Source organism: Psychromonas sp. SR45-3, assembly GCF_014163575.1.
In the GTDB taxonomy this organism is placed as follows: domain Bacteria; phylum Pseudomonadota; class Gammaproteobacteria; order Enterobacterales; family Psychromonadaceae; genus Psychromonas; species Psychromonas arctica.
Window position 1 is genome coordinate 1 of record NZ_JACJDP010000058.1, and the last position, 18,259, is coordinate 18,259.

The window sequence follows — 18,259 nt, forward strand, 5'->3', positions numbered from 1 at the left end:
CAACCTAAGTTGCGACTCAATACTACTGACTAAAACTTACTGCTAATCACTTATATAAATATAAGAAACTAACAATTTATTATTCTGAAATAATGAATTATTTCGTGTGTCACTATTATTGATGTGCCTTTACAAGAAAGGCTGTAACTTTCTGCAAGCAGAAGAATTACATTTTTGATTTTTTGAAATCACATCAACAACAAGTGCTCACACAGATTGTTTGATTAAATTGTTAAAGAGCGTGCCTTTCGGCTAGGCGGCGTATAATACGCGCCTTTCGAACATTGTCAACGTTTTAATTTAACTTAATTTCGAAGCGAACTACGAAGCGTTAATACGTTAAAAACTATTCTCAAACTCGGTGGGTAACTTGCGCTACATCCCGTGTCTGTGGGGTCGCATTATAGGGACTGAGATCACATTGGCAAGTGTTTTATTACGATTATTTGCAATTAATTTTTATACTGTTCTTGAGCACAAGTTACACACAAATATATGCAACTTATCCACAGAGTTATTAAATATTTTTAACAACTGCAGTCAAATCATCGAAGATAGCTGATGCTAAACTTTCACCTTCTTCTGTTATTGCTTTACCAGTACGCACTAAATAGTTTGTTTTAATACCTGCTGCAATGCCAGCTTGTAAGTCAGATACTTTATCGCCAATCAAAATTGATGTTTCTATATCTATATTAAGGTCCGCAATCGCATTCATTAGCATTCCAGGTTTTGGTTTACGACATTCACAATCAACTTTGAATTCACCTATACCCTCTTTATTGTGGTGAGGGCAATAATAGATACCATCTAAATCAACACCACGATCCGCTAATGACCAATCCATCCATTCCGTTAATGTATGAAATTGCTCTTCAGAGAACAAACCACGAGCAATACCTGATTGATTGGTTATCACAACTAATAGATAACCTTTTTTCTTGAATTCAATACACGCTTCAATAGCACCATCTATAAACTCAAAGTCATCAATCTCTGAAACGTAACCATTATCTTTATTGATAACACCATCTCTATCTAAAAATACTGCTGCTACTTTTGTATTGCTCATTATTACTTCTCTAGTTTAGGGCGGTTTAATGATGCTATTATGCCATCCATTATTATCCCCTACTATTAATAAAGAGCGACGACGATGAATAGACTTATAACACTAGCTTTTATTGGCCTTCTATCAGGTTGTAGTAATTACCAATTTAATTCGAATGTTGATAAAGAAAACTTTGATACCTATTTCAAGCCTTCACAAGTCACGGTTTATGACAAAAAGGATCTACTTGATCTTGAATATACGGTATTAGGTGCAGTTGAAGGAAGTAGTTGCCAAGAGGCTGCCATTGACCTACCTGCAAGTGAAAAGGAAGCTCGTACAAAAGCTAGAATCAATGCTGCAGATATGGAAGCAAATGGAGTTGTTTTTCAATCTTGTATTAATTTCAAGCAAGATGAAACCTGTGTCAGCAATGTAATTTGTTACGGACGCGCTTTAAAAATTGAAACGCCTGCCAATGACTAGTTACCAACATCAAGTAATAGCTGTTACTCATTCTCCTTATAAAGAAAAATTTGCCGTGCCTAGACAACCTGGCCTAGTCGCAAGCGCCAAAGCAGAATTAGAGATGTTGCCGCCCTATGACGATATTAATGCCTTTAATGGGTTAGAAGCGTTTAGCCATTTATGGTTGGTTTTTGAATTTCATAAAAATGCACCAAGTTCTGATGTTGCTAATAGATGGAGCCCTACGGTACGCCCACCCCGACTAGGGGGAAATAGACGTGTTGGTATATTTGCAACCCGTAGCCCTAATCGACCCAATAATATTGGCTTATCATTAGTTGAGTATCACGGGGTAATACAACGAGATGGAAAAATATTCCTTTCGTTAAGTAATATCGACTTGGTCGATGGCACTCCGATTGTGGATATAAAGCCTTATATCCCCTATGCCGACTCGATACCTGATGCTAAAGCAGGTTTTGCACAAACATCACCGGAAAAGTTATTAGCGGTAGACTTTAATCAAGATGCAGTATCACAACTTCAATCACTGCCATCGCATTACTCGGGCCTGCAGCTATTTATTAAAGAGGTGTTACAGCAGGATCCGCGCCCTGCTTATAAAAAGCTGAAGACCGATAATAAGATTTATGCGATGCACCTTTCTGATTTTAATATTAAATGGCAATGTACAACGTCAACGATCACCGTGTTATCCGTCGACTACGTTTAATAATTAGCGTTTCGACAAAAAATAACCTAAGACTCCACCAGCCAATGCACCGAAAAAGTGGCTTTCATAAGAAACATTAGGTGCACTTGGTAACACGCCAAACACTAAACCACCGTAGAGCACTAAAACTAAAATGGACACAATGATATCTCTAAAGTGCTTTTTCAAAATACCATAGACAATTAAATATCCCCACATTGCATACACCACACCACTCATTCCGATATGAATGCTTTCGCCCCGCGCAAATAACCAAACTAAACTACCGGTCATTAATATTGATAAAACAAATACAATCCAAAAGCGCTTTAAGCTATGTAGGCCAATCAAGCTTGAAAAAATGACAAAAGGAAAAAAATTACTTAATAAATGAGCCCAATCACCGTGCAGGAAAGGTGCAAATGCAATACCAGATAAATGACTTGCTTCACGTGGCACAATACCAAAACGATTAACGATAAAAATGCCATTGATCAGTAGCAAAACAGCACATATCAACATGACGATCAAACTGTGTTTTGCAGACTTTAAGTAACGTTGCATAGGGGTTCCTCTTAGTTAGTGTCTAAAACTAACCAAATTCCAGCTAAAAAAACAATATTATTTAGATAAATCGATTAACAATGCTTTAGTCCACAGCAATCGACTGTTAAAATCAGCCAACTTTTATATTCGCAATAAGATAGCTAACTATCAACAAGGATCACCATGCGTACTACCAATTATTTATTATCCACTCAAAAAGAAGCACCAAGTGATGCAGTAATTGCCAGCCACCAACTGATGTTACGCGCAGGTATGATCCGCAAAATAGCATCTGGATTATATACTTGGTTACCAACTGGTTTACGTGTTTTACGTAAAGTAGAAAACATTGTACGAGAAGAAATGGAACGTGCTGGTTCTATAGAGATATTAATGCCCGTCGTTCAGCCTGCTGATTTATGGCAAGAGTCAGGACGTTGGGATAAATTTGGTGGAGAATTATTGCGTATAAAAGATCGCCACAATCGTGATTTTGTCCTAGGGCCAACACACGAAGAAGTGATCACTGAATTAGTACGTAAAGAAGTTAACAGCTATAAACAGTTACCATTAAACTTATTTCAAATTCAAACTAAATTCCGTGACGAAACTCGCCCTCGTTTTGGAGTGATGCGTACTCGTGAATTCACCATGAAAGACGCTTACACTTTCCACTTGGATCAAGAGTGTTTAGAAAAAACCTATCAAAATATGTTCGATGCCTACTGCCGTATCTTTGATCGCTTAGGTTTAGAATACCGTGCAGTAATTGCAGATACAGGCAGTATAGGTGGTAGTGCGTCACATGAATTCCACGTGTTAGCACAGAGTGGTGAAGATGCTATCGTATTTTCAGATCAAAGTGATTATGCAGCAAACATTGAAAAAGCAGAGGCTATTGCGCCTGCATTTGACCGCCCAGCAGCAACTGCAGATATTAACGTTATCGACACGCCTAATGCACATACTATTGAAGATGTTAGTCAATCACTTAACATTGCTCCTTCGCAAGTTGTTAAAACATTATTAGTGCAAGGTGAAGCCGAGGAAGGCAAAACTATCCCTGTGATTGCATTAGTGTTACGTGGTGATCACAACTTAAATGAAATCAAAGTTGAACATATTGAAGGTATTGCAAGCCCGCTGTGTTTTGCCAATGCTCAACAAATTCTAGAAACGGCAAATTGTGAGGCGGGTTCAATTGGACCTAAAGGCTTAACTATCCGTACTATTGTTGACCGTGCAGCTGAAAAACTAGCTGACTTTGTTTGTGGTGCTAATGAAACAGGTAAACATTTAACAGGTGTTAACTGGGATCGTGATATTACTGATTATGAAGTCGCAGATTTACGTGATGTGGTTGAAGGCGATCCAAGCCCATGTGGTCAAGGCACGCTATCGATTGCACGCGGTATTGAAGTGGGCCATATTTTCCAATTAGGCGATACTTATGCTCAGGCAATGAATGCAGCAGTCTTAAATCAACAAGGAAAAAACCAAGTAATGACCATGGGTTGTTACGGTGTAGGTATTTCACGTATTGTGGCAGCAGCGATTGAGCAAAACAACGATGAGAATGGCATTATCTGGAATGATGTACTCGCTCCTTTCTCCGTTGTGATTGTGCCAATGAACATGAAAAAATCACATCGTGTTGCTGATTTAGCAGAGCAATATTACGCAGAGTTACAAGCAGCAGGTATTGAAGTACTCTTAGATGACCGAAAAGAACGCCCTGGTATTATGTTTGCCGATGCTGAATTGATTGGTATCCCACATACACTGGTCATTGGTGACCGTAGTATTGATAACGGTGTTATAGAATATAAAGATCGTGCTTCAGGCGAAAAACAAGAAGTTAAGATTGAAGAAGTGATTGCGTTTATTAAAGCAAAATTAGCAAAATAAACCCTATTCAACTCTGATTGATAAACCACACTTTTGAAGTGTGGTTTTTTTATGCCTAAAATATACGTTCATGATTGTGCTAAATTACATTAAGATTAAAAATTATTGGACTAGAAATGGATGTTATATGGTGTGCTTGATTCGTATTTTAAGGTTATTACCTATTCTGTCCATATTGTTTCATCCAACAATGCAGGCCAGCCCTACTATGTTAGAAGATAAGATACAGTTAGAAGATAAGACACAATTAGAAAATAAAGCACAGCCAGAAAGTAAAACTGAAAATTTTCTTGATAATAAATACCATCTTAATACAGAAGCCCTACTTGATGATCAATTCTCACCCGCGATTAATCGTTTTTGGAATGAGAATGCCAAAGTAAACACCTTTGAAAGTATCAATGGTGGCACTATCCATACCATTCATATTGCAACTGGCCAAGCTAACGCAATAGTGATCAGCCAAGGTAGAAATGAGTCTACCCTCAAATATAAAGAGCTCGTCTTTGAATTAAATCAGCAAGGGTATGATATTTTTTTAATTGACCATCGAGGCCAGGGGTTATCTAGTCGCCTTGGTGGGGATGCACATCGTGGCCATGTACAAGAATTTCAAGATTATGTGGTGGATTTAACTACTTTTGTTGAAACATTACAATTAGACACAAAATACCATTCACGTTTTTTATTATCTCATTCAATGGGTGGTACTATTAGTGCGTTATATCTGCAACAACAAGCACACCCTTTTCAAGCAAGTGCATTTTTTAGTCCCATGTTTTCTATCAACCTAGGTGCTCTGCCTGCTTTTCTTGCCAAGTTGATCAGTTATATAAGTGATTTAATCTGCGCTTGGTTTAGTGATTTAGCATGTTATGCCCCGGGTTCAGGTCCTTACTTTAGTAATCCTTTTGAAGGTAATAGTTTAACCAGCAGTGAAAAACGCTATCGCTCTGCATTGAGCACCTTTGAAATAAACACTAAAACTCAACTGGGTGGACCAAGCATGCGCTGGGTAAATGAAAGTTTATATGCCAGTGAAAAAGCGATTACTGATGCTGCTCAAATAGATATTCCTATGATCGTTATTCAAGCAGGTGCAGATTCGATTGTGACGGCTGAAGGACAACAAGCATTCTTTGCAAATAACACTCGCTGTCAACACAACCAATTTATAACAATAGCCAACGCACAACATGAATTATTATTAGAACAAGATAAATACAGGATACCTGCTATCACCGCAGTACTTGATTTTTTTAAACAATCTCAACAAGGTAAGCTGACATGTACAAAATAGCTATTTCAGATCTTGATGGCACATTACTCGGTCCAGATCATAAAGTATCAACACAAACTAAAGAAAGTGTTCATCGTTGGTTACAAGACGATAGAAAATTTGTTATTGCAACAGGTCGCCATTATATAGAAGCGAAGAAAATACAAGATGACTTAGGAGACCCGATTTATCTGATCACCTCAAATGGCGCTCGTGTACATAACAAAGAAGGGGAAATTATTTTAAAGCAAAATTTGCCTACCGATATTGCAACCGCCATATGCGAGCAAGACTTTGATCCATCTGTTCAAATCAACTTATTTACAGACCAACAGTGGTACGCTAATTTTTCTATTCAAGAATTAGTGGGAATGACAATAGATACTGCCTTCTATTGCCAAGCGGTCGATTTAAATACAATAGATAAATCGAATGCCATAAAAATATTCTTCTGGGGAGAAAGGGATAAATTAGATGTTATTTACCAACAGTTGCAGCAACAATTTGCAGGCCGAGTTAACCTTACTTTCTCACTAGATAAATGTTTAGAAGTCATGGAAGCAACTACCAATAAAGGTGCAGCAGTCGAAGCAGTCTTAAAAACAATGAATTTAAATGCCCAACAAAGCATTGCTTTTGGTGATGGTATGAATGATGTCGAAATGTTACGCGGGGCAGGAAAAGCGGTATTGATGGCCAATGCTCAAAAGGATTTAATAAAAGCGTTGCCAGATGCGGAAATAACCACCTCATCTAAAGAACATGGTGTAGCAGTTAAACTGAATGCAATATTAAATAACGCTTAATCACTGCAACTAAACCCTGAGGCTTAGTAAGCTAAATATCAACTAAGCGCCTCAAAGCTAGATAGTTAATGACTTAAAAAACGAGATACTAGAAGCATCAGGTTTAACCAAAAACCAAAAAGCCCAAGTGTTAAATGATTTAACGCTTGGGCTTTTTACTATTACTTCATTAAAGTGCTTAAATTAGGTTAACTAATAACAACACAATAAATCTTATTGCTCATCACGTTGAAAGACTAAATCAGTCTCAGTGGATGCTGCCGCTACAAAATAATATCCGCCGACAGTAAACTCTTTTAATTGTTTAATATCAGTAATTTCATTTTCCATAATATAACGGGCCATTAATCCACGCGCTTTTTTTGCATAAAAACTAATGACTTTATATTGACCATTTTTTTGATCTTTAAAAATAGGCGTGATCACAGTGGCTTTTAATGCCTTTGTTTTTACCGCTTTAAAATATTCATTAGACGCGAGGTTAACCAGATATGGCGAATCTTGTGCCGTTAAATTAAGGTTTAGCTGCTCAGTGATTAAATCCCCCCAAAACTGATAAAGGTTAGTACCACGTTCATTATCTAAACGTGTTCCCATTTCAAGTCGGTAAGCTAACATTAAGTCTAACGGACGCAATAAGCCGTATAAGCCTGATAGTATTCGCAAATTTTGTTGCGCATATTGTAACGTATGATCGCTTAATGTTTCCGCCTCTAAACCAGTATAAACATCGCCTTTAAAAGCAAATAAGCATTGTTTGGTATTATTTTCTAACTGCAAAGGTTTTTTCCACTCAGCAAAACGAGCAACATTTAATCCTGCAATTTTATCACTCACTTTCATTAATGAAGCAATATCTTGCATTGATAATTGTTGGCAACGATTTATTAATAACTGACTCTGCTCTAATAAATTTGCAGTCGTGAACTCCGGCGTTGTAGCAGGAGTTTCAAAGTCTAAGGTTTTGGCTGGAGATATTACAACTATCATGTTTTTTCCTAATCTATAAAAACAAAGCGCTCAATAAGCGCTTTGTTTGGGCTATCATTTAATCAACGGATATCAGACGATATGGAGATCACTTAACATCTCAGAATTAGAAGTTATTCCATTCTCTTTTGCTTTTAACTTAATTCTCAAGCGTAGATCATTGGCAGAATCAGCATGAGCTAGTGCTTCATTATAACCAATTTTTCCCTCTAAATATAAATGTAATAATGCCTGATCAAAAGTTTGCATTCCATAGGTGCCCGAAACCTTCATAATATCTTTTAATAAATGCAAGTCGCCATTACGAATCGCTTCTTCTAATGTAGGCGTATTAAGCATAATTTCAAAAGCGGCAATACTACCTTTACCATCCGAAGTGGGAATTAAGTGCTGTGCGATCACCGCTGTTAAATTGATCGATAGATCAAACAAAAATTGACGTTGTGTTTCTTCTGGTACCATGCGCAACATTCGATCTAGCGCTTGATTTGCGTTATTAGCATGTAAAGTCCCCATGCATAAATGCCCCGTTTCAGCAAACGTAATAGCGTGGTGCAAGGTCTCATACGTACGAATTTCACCTTGTACAATTACATCAGCAGCTTGGCGTAATGAATTACGTAATGCCTCTTCAAAAGAATCGGTATCAAGCCCAACTTCACGTTGCGTGACTACTGAACGGCCATGTTCATGTACAAATTCGATCGGGTCTTCAACGGTTAAAATATGGCCTGAAGCATGCTGATTACGATAACCAATCATGGCGGCTTGAGTTGTTGATTTACCGGCTCCCGTCGCCCCCACAAATAAAATCAAGCCTCGCTTTGCCATGCAGGTTTTTTTTAATTGCTCAGGTAAATATAACTCTTCGAAGGTTGGGATCTTACTTTTCAAATGCCGAATAACCATACTCGGCGTATCTTTTTGCATAAAAGCGCTGACTCGAAAACGGCCGGTATCCGGTAAATTAAGCGCAAAGTTCGCTTCTTTTTTCTTTTTAAACTCAGCAATACGTTCTGTTTCGAATGCTTCGGCCAGCAAATTATATATTCCACCCTCAGTCAGATTCTGATCGGTTAACGATTTCAGCTTACCATTGACCTTAATTGTAGGCGGCAACCCTACCGCTATATATAAATCAGAAGCTTTTTTATTGACCAACTCACTTAATAACTGTTCGAGCATTAGCATTTCCTAGAGAGATTTTGGATCCATGGCTTTAGTCGCAGCATCTTCATAAGAAACAGTGCCTTGACTAACTAAATCACGCAAGCTTTGATCCAGTGTTTGCATACCGTGCACCATACCTGTTTGAATAACCGAATACATTTGCGCCACTTTATCTTCACGAATTAAATTACGAATTGCAGGGATCCCCATCATAATTTCATGTGCAGCAACACGACCGCCACCATGCCTTTTTAATAAGGTTTGTGAAATTACCGCACGTAGAGATTCAGATAACATTGAACGAACCATACTTTTCTCTGCAGCAGGAAATACATCCACAATACGGTCAACGGTTTTGGCTGCTGACGTGGTATGTAATGTGCCAAACACTAAGTGTCCCGTTTCTGCTGCTGTTAAAGCTAAACGAATGGTTTCTAAATCACGCATTTCCCCCACCAAAATAACATCGGGATCTTCACGTAATGCACTGCGTAATGCACTTTCAAAACTGAGGGTATCTTTATGAACTTCACGTTGATTGATCAGTGCTTTTTTAGATTCATGCACAAACTCAATAGGGTCTTCGATGGTCAGAATATGCTCATGGCGATGATCATTAATATAATCAATCATGGCAGCTAACGTCGTTGACTTACCTGACCCTGTTGCCCCTGTCACTAGGACTAAACCACGTGACAAATCAGAAATTTTCTTAAAAATAGGGGGAGCATTAATTTCATCTAACGTTAACACTTTACTTGGAATCGTACGAAATACTGCACCAGCGCCACGATTTTGATTAAAAGCATTAACACGAAAACGAGCAAGGTCTGGAATTTCAAAGGAAAAGTCAGTTTCTAGCTGTTCTTCAAAGTCCTTACGCTGCTTATCATCCATAATGTCGTAGATTAAACTATTTACTTCTTTATGCTCTAATGCAGGGACATTTATTTTGCGTACTTCTCCATCAACTCGAATCATTGGAGGAACACCTGCAGAAAGGTGTAGATCTGAAGCTTTATGCTTTACACTAAAGGCTAATAATTCCGTTATATCCATAATTTAAAATCCTAATAATATGACTAATATATCTAACAATATCGAAGCAGTAGAACAAAAAATAGCTCAAGCTAGCATAAAAGCAATGCGCGAAGGCGAAGTTCAGTTACTTGCTGTCAGCAAAACCAAGCCGGTTTCGTTGATCAAACAAGCTTTTGCACAGGGATTATCTCACTTTGGAGAAAATTATGTGCAAGAAAGCATAGAGAAAATTCAACAAATTAAACAAGATAGCGAATTTAACAGACCTATTTTTTGGTATTTTATTGGCCCACTACAATCGAATAAAACTCGACCAGTGGCGGAGAATTTTGATTGGGTGCAAAGTGTAGATCGCTTAAAAATAGCCGAGCGCTTGAATCAACAACGCCCAGCTGAACTGCCAAGACTTAATATTTGTTTACAAGTAAATATCAGTGGTGAAGAAAGTAAATCCGGCACCACGCTATCACAGGTCATGGAATTAGCAGAACAAGTTCAGAGCCTACCGCGTTTAAAACTGCGGGGCATTATGGCAATTCCACAAAATAGCGATGACCCCAAAATAATAGAACAACAATTCACTGCGCTACATGATATTTATCAATCATTACAACAACAATACCCGGACATTGATACATTATCGATGGGCATGAGTGGTGACTTGGAAAGTGCGATTGCCTGTGGTAGTACCATGGTGAGAATTGGCACAGATATATTTGGCGCAAGATAAATTAACAATAAGGAAAAATAATGCAACATAAAAAAATCACCTTCATTGGTGCAGGTAATATGGCAGGTAGTATTATTAACGGCTTAGTAAAAGGCGGTTACCCAGCAGAATTAATCTGTGCATCAGCACCAAGCTTAACCAACACCAAAAAATTGGTAACAGAACTCTCAATTACAAGCAGCCAAGATAATAAACAATCAGCACAATGGGCGGATGTGATCGTATTAGGTGTTAAACCGCAAATGATGGCGGATGTTTGTCAAGCGCTTGTTGATGATGGTGTTGATCTCACTAATAAATTAATCATCTCTATTGCAGCCGGTGTTTCAGTATCACGTTTTCAATCTATTTTGGGTAAAGAAACTGCCGTGATCCGTACGATGCCTAATACGCCGTCTCTTTTGCAAAAAGGTATGACAGGGTTATTTGCTTCACAACAAGCAACAGAACAAGATAAACACTTCGCGGGTGAATTAATGAGCGCTGTCGGTGAAATTGTATGGGTTGCACAAGAATCACAAATTAACGCAGTGATTGCAGCAGCGGGTTCAGCCCCTGCTTATTTTTTCCTATTTATGGAATCAATGCAGAAGAAAGCAATCGAAATGGGATTTAGTGAAGCCGATGCTCGTCTGTTAGTACAACAATCTGCGATTGGTAGTGCAGAGATGGTGAAACAAAATCAACACTTGGATTTAACAACTTTAAGAAACAACGTAATATCTAAAGGTGGTACAACGGCTGAAGCGGTACGTACTTTTAATGAGTTGGGTTTGCCTGAGATTGTTGCCAAAGCAATGCAAGCAGCATCCGACCGTGGTGAAGAAATGGAAAAACTATTTTAATAGTTCTATAACGAGGTAGTAAGTAAATGAATGCAGTTAATTTTTTAATCGATACTCTATTTGACCTGTATCTTATGGTGGTTTTATTGCGTGTCTGGTTACAACTCGCACGCGCAGATTTTTATAATCCATTTAGCCAATTTATTGTAAAAGCAACACAACCGATTGTTGCTCCTCTACGCCGTTTTATTCCAGGATTGGGTGGTTTAGACATTGCTACTATATTATTTGCATTTGTTGTCGCTGCCGGAAAGATATTGGTACTGAGTGCCATATTAAATGACTCAATTGACCCAATGTTTATATTAAAATCAGCCTTGTTTATTTTGATCACAGCAGTGTTCAAACTATTATTCTGGATATTAGTGATACGCGCAATCTTAAGCTGGGTGAGTAAAGGTCAAAATCCAATTGAAGCGGTGATGATTCAATTAACTGAACCATTATTAAGCCCTGTTCGTCGCATTATTCCTGTAATGGGTGGTTTAGACTTATCAATGCTTGTTGTATTACTGGGGCTTCAGTTTCTAGAAAAACTAGTGACTGGCTTGCTTGCACAGTTATTAGGTTAAATGACGATTAATATTCCAAGCACTAATGTTCCAGCTATTAACAAGCAAAGAATAGTAATGAGTATATTTTAATGAGCGACTATTACTCATATCAAGGCGAGGACTTAATGCTTCGCCTTTACTTACAACCTAAAGCGAGCCGCGATCAATTTGTTGGACAGCATGGTGAAGAGTTAAAAATAGCCATTACTGCACCGCCCGTTGATGGCAAAGCAAATGCACATTTGGTGAAGTTTTTAAGTAAACAATTTAAGGTAGCAAAAAGTGCAATTAATGTAGAAAAAGGCTTACAAAGTCGACATAAATTAGTGCGTATTAAACAGCCTAAAAACCTACCTTCTATTTTTTCACAATAAGGGATTATATGTTTAACTCAATAGCATTATCTAAAAAGATGAAAACCAAAGGCTCTATGTCTAAAGCCTTCGTATTTAACACGTTATTACTCACTACATTATTATTTACAAGCTTACAGGTAACAGCAGATCAGTTTAAACAATTTGCTAACCTAGAAGTACACTACATCGCCCTACCGAGTACTTTTATTGAGCCAAGTATCGCTACTCAATATAATATCAAACGTAGTAAGAATAATGGTTTATTAAATATTTCTATTCTTAATAGCAAACAGAATAAACAAAGCGTTGAAGCGATCTTAACAGGGACTGGGAAAAACTTAATTGGGCAAACTCATCAGCTTGAGTTTAGACAAATAAAAGAAGGTAAAGCGATTTATTATCTCGCTGAATATCCTTTTATTAATGAAGAAATTGTTAATTTTGAAATTAATGTTAAAACAGAAAAGAAATCGAATACTCTTAAGTTTCAGCATAAATTCTATGTTGATTAAGGACAAAACATGAAGCAAAAATGGGTACTTGCCACCGGCAATCAAGGCAAAGTAAAAGAGATGAGCGAGTTATTGAATAGCTTTTCTATTGAGGTATTACCACAAAGCAAGTTCAATGTGCCCGATGTTCCTGAAACAGGTACTACCTTCGTTGAAAACGCTATTATCAAAGCAAGACATGCAGCGAAATTAACCGGTTTACCCGCTATTGCCGATGATTCAGGTTTAGAAGTTGATTTTCTAAATGGCCAACCGGGCATTTATTCCGCTCGATATGCCGGTGAATCAGCTACCGATCAAGATAACATTGATAAGCTATTAAATAAGCTGGAAGGCATTAACCCTGAACAACGTAAAGCGCGCTTTCAGTGTGTTTTAGTCTATCTACGCCATGAATTAGACCCGACGCCGATTATATGCCAAGGTACTTGGGAAGGTAGCATTACAGAAACCGTAGAAGGTGAAAATGGATTTGGTTATGATCCAGTATTCTGGGTTGAAAGTGAACAATCAACTTCAGCACAATTAAGCAAACAACGTAAAAGTGAATTAAGCCATCGCGGTAAAGCACTGACGCAATTAGTCGCATTATTACAAGCGCAATTATCTGCTTAATCGCTATTTAGATTTACATGACCATTGATATGGCCAATAAAACAATCGCTTTATCATTGCCGTTTAAACTCACTTTTAAAGCGACTAATTCAGTCGCTTTTTTTAGCTTGGAAAAATGAATGTTACAACTTCCCCCGCTCAGCCTATATGTGCATATTCCTTGGTGTATTGAAAAATGCCCTTACTGCGACTTTAACTCTCATAAGTTAAAAGGAGAGATCCCAGAACATGAGTATTTAACTGCGCTTATTGATGATCTCAAGCAAGACTTAAGTTTTGTGCAAGGGCGTCACTTATTCAGTATTTTTATTGGAGGTGGTACACCGAGTTTAATTTCAGCACCGGGTATTCAATGGTTATTAGAAAATATCCAGCACCTTATACCCTTTAGTGAAAACATAGAGATCACCCTAGAAGCTAATCCAGGCGCCATTGAAAACCAAAAAATTGCTGACTTTAAAACAGCGGGTATTAATCGATTTTCCTTTGGAGTACAAAGCTTCCAACAAGATAAGCTCACTAAACTTGGTCGAATTCATGGTGTAGAAGAAGCAAAAACAGCTGCTAAACAAGCACATAATGTAGGAATGAAAACATTCAACCTAGATTTAATGCATGGTCTACCTAACCAGACGTTAGAGGATGCCATGAGTGACTTAGCAACAGCGATTGCATTAAAGCCAACTCATCTATCTTGGTATCAACTGACTATTGAACCTAATACACAATACTTTTCTCATCCTCCTACTTTACCCGATGATGAAACATTGTGGGAAATTCAAGAAGAGGGAGTGAAACTTTTAGCAGAGCACGGCTACAACCAATATGAAATATCGGGCTACAGCCAAGATAATTGGCAATGTCAGCATAATTTAAATTATTGGCGTTTTGGTGATTATTTGGGAATTGGTTGTGGTGCACACGGCAAGATATCATTACCCCTTGAAAATAAGGTACTACGCACCACTAAGATCAAGCATCCTAAAGGATATTTAGATCCGCAACGTGCTTATATGGATGATTATAATACAGTGCCCAAAGAGGAGCTGGTTTTCGAATACATGATGAATAGATTACGTTTAATGGAAGACATTCCATTTACTGAATTTGAAGATTATACCGGTTTAGCACGCAGTGTATTAGAGAAGCAGTTACAGCAAGCTGCAGATAAAAACTTAATACGAGTATCAACTGACACCTGTCAAGTAACTCCATTAGGACATAGATACCTGAACGAGTTACTGACAATTTTTATGGATTAACCTGTTTTATTAACAGCGTTAGCTAAACTGAACTCAATTAAAATAGCCCTATATTAAATTTAAAATATTGAATGTTAAATATAGGGCTATTTCTTACTTTTTATATTACATCACTTTATTAATTTCAATATTTATTGTTGATTTATAAAGTATTTTCATAAAGTAATTGCTTTAAGCAAAGCGCAGTCGATCATGTGCTTGCATAAAATCAAGATCAGGGCCAGCAGGGATAATTCTTGTCGGGTTAATGGTTTCATGTGAGCCATAATAATGCGCTTTGATATAGTCAATATCGACTGTTTTAGCTATGCCTGGATGCTGGTATAAATCGCGAACATAATGAGACAGTGACGGATAATCAGCAATGCGCTTTTTATTACATTTAAAGTGCCCCACATAGGCGGCATCAAAACGTATTAAAGTGGTAAATAAGCGCCAGTCGGCTTCGGTTAGTTGCTTACCAAGTAAATAGCGTTGTGAACTCAAACGCAGTTCTAATTTATCTAGCGCCTCGAACAATGCACTTACAGCTTCTTCATAGGCCGTTTGTGTTGTAGCAAAACCTGCGCGATACACTCCATTATTAATATCTCCATAAATCCAATTATTTATTTCGTTAATTTGATTCTGTAAAGATGCTGGATAATAATCGCCTTCACTGGCACCAATACCATCAAAGGCACTATTAAACATGCGAATAATATCTGCCGATTCATTACTCACAATCGTCTTTTGTTGTTTGTCCCATAAAATAGGCACAGTCACTCGCCCAGAATAATTAGCATCAGCCAAAGTATATAATTCATGAACCAGTGAAGCATGGTTAACAGTATCTTCAATTACACCCGGCCCCGGCTTAAAGGTCCAACCCTGCTCAGCCATTAGAGAATTCACTACAGAGATATCAATCATTGATTGCAAACCTTTTAACTCTCTAAAGATCAAGGTGCGATGCGCCCATGGACACGCTAACGAAACATATAAATGATAACGCCCTGCTTCTGCTTTAAAGCCCGCTTTACCTGTTGGTCCAGCTTGACCATCAGCGGTGATCCAGTTTCTAAATTGTGATTCACTTCTAACAAATTTACCATTGCTTGATTTGGTATCGTACCACTGGTTATGCCACTGTCCATCGACTAACAATCCCATAACATACTCCTCAATGTTGTTTGACTAGACTTAGTTTGGCTAAGTTTAGTTTGGTTGACTAGATTAGCTTAGCTAGGCAAACTTACCCTGATTAAAGTCATCAAAGGCCTGTAATAATTGCTCTCTTGTATTCATAACAAAAGGTCCATGACGTACAACAGGCTCATTAAAAGGATTGCCGGCAATTAATAAAAATCGGCTATTTTTCTGTCCAGCTACTATAGAAACTTGTTCGCCATCAGTTAAAACAGCTAACTTTGTCGCTTCGATAGCATCAAGATGATCCGCACTTTGTATGCTGACCTCACCTTCAATAACATAAATGAATGCATTGTGGTTTAGCGTAATCGCTTGTGTGAATACTTCCCCAGCAGGTAAATGCACATCTAAATACAAAGGTTCGCTATAAATGTTAGTAACGGCTCCAGTGGTTCCTTGATTAGTCGTTCCAGCTATCACATTAACTTTTGTTCCGTTACTCGATTCTTCATGCGCCATCGCGTTTGGCAAAAACTCTTGATAGTGCGGTTTGTTCATTTTTGCATGGCTCGGCAGATTCACCCACAATTGGAATCCTTTCAATAACCCATGCTCTTGCTCTGGCATTTCAGAATGTAAAATACCTCTCGCAGCTGTCATCCATTGCACACCACCGGGTTCAATAACGCCTTCATTACCTGCGCTATCTTTATGGCGCATTTTACCATTCAACAGGTATGTCACCGTTTCAAAACCTCGGTGAGGGTGAGTAGGAAAGCCTCCAATATAATCTTCAGCCTGGTCACTTTCAAAACAATCTAATAACAAAAAAGGATCCAACATATCCAACTGTGGAGAGCCAATAATACGCGTTAACTTAACACCATCACCATCGGATGTTGGCACACCAGAAACAATTTTATTGATGCTCCGCTCACGACGATTATCTGAGTTATCAAGTACATCATGCCTATTAGATTCGGTTATCGCATTCATCGTTTCCTCCCCCTGTTGTTGTTAATGAATAAAGATTGTTAATGAATAAAGGTTGTTAATGAATAAAGCTTATTAATGATCAAATATTACCAATGAACAAATCATAACTGTTGAAGTATTGACAATAAACAGCAATAATTTGAATTTATAATTGCCAAATGGAGAACAATAAATGGGACAGATGGAAAACATGGCACTGTTTGTTCGTATCGTAGAAGCGGGAGGCATTGGTAAAGCAGCTGCACAATTAGATATTGCAAAATCTGCCGTGAGTCGGCGTTTAGTGGAACTTGAGCAGCAACTCGATACGCAGTTGTTATCACGTACCACTCGCCAATCTCACCTTACCGATGCAGGGCGAATTTATTATCAGAAAGCGTTAACTATTCTTAATGATGTAGCCGAATTAAATGCACAAACAAGTGGCATTAGTACCAATATTGAAGGCACATTACGCTTAACGGCCCCTTTGTCTTTTGGTTTAACACACCTTGCACCTATTCTTGATGAATTTAGTCAATTACACGATAACCTTTGTATTGATATCGACTTCTCTGATCGCCATGTTGACTTAGTGGAAGAAGGCTACGAGCTTGCTATTCGTATTTCAGACTTAAAAGATTCAACGTTAAAAGCAAAACGGCTAACAGCGATCCGCCATTGTTTATGTGCAAGCCCTGAATATTTAAAGCAATATGGACAACCTAAAAATCTCGCTCAATTAGGTCAACATCGTTTATTACAATATACACAAAATGGTCACAATAAATTGCACATCAAAGACCCGCAGCATAAACAACATCAACTTGATGTGAGTGCAAGAATGAAAGCTAATAATGGCGATTTTTTAAAAATGTCCGCCATTAATGGGCAGGGGATTGTAGCGTTACCACTCTTTATTGTTCATCAAGCCATCGCTAGCGGGGAATTAGTCGCGATATTAACGGATCACCAATTGCCCAATTTACATGCCTATGCAGTTTATCCACAAACACGTTTTTTATCTCACCGTTGCCGTTTATTAATTGATTTTATCAGTGATAAATTTGCACAGAAACCTCTTTGGCATGACCTTAAATCAAACATTGAAAACAGTGAAAATGGTGAAAATGGTCATTAATAGGATCCGCTATTACCCGTAATCATTCAAAGATGTAAAAACAATGTAACTACTCAGCACTCATTAAAACTGAGTGCTTTTTACCAAAATAAAAACGTAAATGCTCAGGGCTAAGCTATTTATGCTTAGTTCAAGGCGAAAAAGCGCAGTTTAGTGGTTTAAATGAG

General features: G+C 37.9%; 20 protein-coding genes. 13 read left to right on the top strand and 7 right to left on the bottom strand.

The genetic code is table 11. From position 1 onward, the window contains the following. Positions 1-517: 517 nt before the first annotated feature. Positions 518-1,072 (bottom strand): D-glycero-beta-D-manno-heptose 1,7-bisphosphate 7-phosphatase, encoded by a 555-nt coding sequence (gene gmhB, locus H5084_RS18340; protein ID WP_182692100.1) that lies wholly within the window; start codon positions 1,070-1,072, stop codon positions 518-520. An 84-nt stretch (positions 1,073-1,156) separates the two neighbouring features. Between gmhB and rcsF the strand changes: the two genes are divergently transcribed. Both rcsF and tsaA read left to right on the top strand, forming a co-directional pair. After that, positions 1,157-1,537 (top strand): Rcs stress response system protein RcsF, encoded by a 381-nt coding sequence (gene rcsF, locus H5084_RS18345; protein ID WP_182692101.1) that lies wholly within the window; start codon positions 1,157-1,159, stop codon positions 1,535-1,537. Beyond that, a complete protein-coding gene (gene tsaA / locus H5084_RS18350) occupies positions 1,530-2,252 on the top strand; it encodes a tRNA (N6-threonylcarbamoyladenosine(37)-N6)-methyltransferase TrmO (RefSeq protein ID WP_182692102.1) in 723 nt (240 codons plus the stop codon). The genes rcsF and tsaA overlap by 8 nt, the downstream gene beginning before the upstream one ends. A 3-nt stretch (positions 2,253-2,255) precedes the next feature. Here tsaA and H5084_RS18355 read toward each other — a convergent pair whose 3' ends face one another. Next, complete coding sequence (locus H5084_RS18355) at positions 2,256-2,795, bottom strand: rhomboid family intramembrane serine protease (protein ID WP_182692103.1); 540 nt, start codon at positions 2,793-2,795, stop codon at positions 2,256-2,258. 165 nt (positions 2,796-2,960) lie between these two features. Here H5084_RS18355 and H5084_RS18360 point away from each other — a divergent pair, with 165 nt between their 5' ends. The 3 genes from H5084_RS18360 to H5084_RS18370 all read left to right on the top strand — a co-directional run bounded on the left by H5084_RS18360 (position 2,961) and on the right by H5084_RS18370 (position 6,770). Continuing rightward, positions 2,961-4,685, top strand: coding sequence for a proline--tRNA ligase (locus H5084_RS18360; RefSeq protein ID WP_028869492.1), 1,725 nt, complete (start codon positions 2,961-2,963; stop codon positions 4,683-4,685). Between the two features lie 208 nt (positions 4,686-4,893). Beyond that, positions 4,894-5,985 carry an alpha/beta fold hydrolase gene (locus tag H5084_RS18365; protein WP_182692104.1) on the top strand — a complete coding sequence of 364 codons (1,092 nt, stop codon included), beginning with the start codon at positions 4,894-4,896 and terminating at the stop codon, positions 5,983-5,985. Further along, on the top strand, positions 5,973-6,770 hold the full coding sequence (locus H5084_RS18370) for a Cof-type HAD-IIB family hydrolase (RefSeq protein WP_182692105.1): 798 nt from the start codon (positions 5,973-5,975) through the stop codon (positions 6,768-6,770). The genes H5084_RS18365 and H5084_RS18370 overlap by 13 nt, the downstream gene beginning before the upstream one ends. Positions 6,771-6,983: 213 nt before the next feature. Here the strand turns inward: H5084_RS18370 and yaaA are convergent, their stop codons facing one another. The 3 genes from yaaA to H5084_RS18385 all read right to left on the bottom strand — a co-directional run bounded on the left by yaaA (position 6,984) and on the right by H5084_RS18385 (position 9,989). Next, entirely contained in the window at positions 6,984-7,760 is a 777-nt protein-coding gene (gene yaaA / locus H5084_RS18375) for a peroxide stress protein YaaA (RefSeq protein WP_028869490.1), read from the bottom strand. A 72-nt stretch (positions 7,761-7,832) separates the two neighbouring features. Continuing rightward, entirely contained in the window at positions 7,833-8,945 is a 1,113-nt protein-coding gene (locus H5084_RS18380; RefSeq protein ID WP_156916137.1) for a PilT/PilU family type 4a pilus ATPase, read from the bottom strand. Positions 8,946-8,954: 9 nt separating this feature from the next. Then, positions 8,955-9,989 carry a type IV pilus twitching motility protein PilT gene (locus tag H5084_RS18385; protein WP_028869489.1) on the bottom strand — a complete coding sequence of 345 codons (1,035 nt, stop codon included), beginning with the start codon at positions 9,987-9,989 and terminating at the stop codon, positions 8,955-8,957. A gap of 19 nt (positions 9,990-10,008) precedes the next feature. Between H5084_RS18385 and H5084_RS18390 the strand changes: the two genes are divergently transcribed. From H5084_RS18390 to hemW, 7 genes are all read left to right on the top strand, one after another. Then, a complete protein-coding gene (locus H5084_RS18390) occupies positions 10,009-10,701 on the top strand; it encodes a YggS family pyridoxal phosphate-dependent enzyme (protein WP_182692106.1) in 693 nt (230 codons plus the stop codon). 20 nt (positions 10,702-10,721) lie between these two features. Then, entirely contained in the window at positions 10,722-11,546 is an 825-nt protein-coding gene (proC, locus tag H5084_RS18395; RefSeq protein WP_182692107.1) for a pyrroline-5-carboxylate reductase, read from the top strand. A gap of 26 nt (positions 11,547-11,572) precedes the next feature. Continuing rightward, positions 11,573-12,118 carry a YggT family protein gene (locus H5084_RS18400; protein WP_182692108.1) on the top strand — a complete coding sequence of 182 codons (546 nt, stop codon included), beginning with the start codon at positions 11,573-11,575 and terminating at the stop codon, positions 12,116-12,118. 71 nt (positions 12,119-12,189) lie between these two features. Further along, positions 12,190-12,474, top strand: a complete 285-nt coding sequence (gene yggU, locus H5084_RS18405) for a DUF167 family protein YggU (protein ID WP_182692109.1) — start codon at positions 12,190-12,192, stop codon at positions 12,472-12,474. 8 nt (positions 12,475-12,482) lie between these two features. After that, on the top strand, positions 12,483-12,968 hold the full coding sequence (locus H5084_RS18410) for a DUF4426 domain-containing protein (RefSeq protein ID WP_259396901.1): 486 nt from the start codon (positions 12,483-12,485) through the stop codon (positions 12,966-12,968). Between the two features lie 9 nt (positions 12,969-12,977). After that, a complete protein-coding gene (locus tag H5084_RS18415) occupies positions 12,978-13,583 on the top strand; it encodes an XTP/dITP diphosphatase (RefSeq protein ID WP_028869483.1) in 606 nt (201 codons plus the stop codon). 119 nt (positions 13,584-13,702) lie between these two features. Next, positions 13,703-14,845, top strand: coding sequence for a radical SAM family heme chaperone HemW (hemW, locus tag H5084_RS18420; protein WP_182692110.1), 1,143 nt, complete (start codon positions 13,703-13,705; stop codon positions 14,843-14,845). A 171-nt stretch (positions 14,846-15,016) separates the two neighbouring features. On the opposite strand, the gene H5084_RS18425 is transcribed toward hemW, so the two are convergent. Together H5084_RS18425 and H5084_RS18430 are read right to left on the bottom strand one after the other, a co-directional pair. After that, complete coding sequence (locus tag H5084_RS18425) at positions 15,017-15,997, bottom strand: glutathione S-transferase family protein (protein WP_182692111.1); 981 nt, start codon at positions 15,995-15,997, stop codon at positions 15,017-15,019. A gap of 72 nt (positions 15,998-16,069) precedes the next feature. Further along, positions 16,070-16,972, bottom strand: coding sequence for a pirin family protein (locus H5084_RS18430; RefSeq protein WP_182692112.1), 903 nt, complete (start codon positions 16,970-16,972; stop codon positions 16,070-16,072). Between the two features lie 172 nt (positions 16,973-17,144). On the opposite strand from H5084_RS18430, the gene H5084_RS18435 reads away from it, so the two are divergent. Beyond that, positions 17,145-18,092 (top strand): LysR family transcriptional regulator, encoded by a 948-nt coding sequence (locus tag H5084_RS18435; protein WP_182692113.1) that lies wholly within the window; start codon positions 17,145-17,147, stop codon positions 18,090-18,092. Positions 18,093-18,259 lie beyond the last annotated feature (167 nt).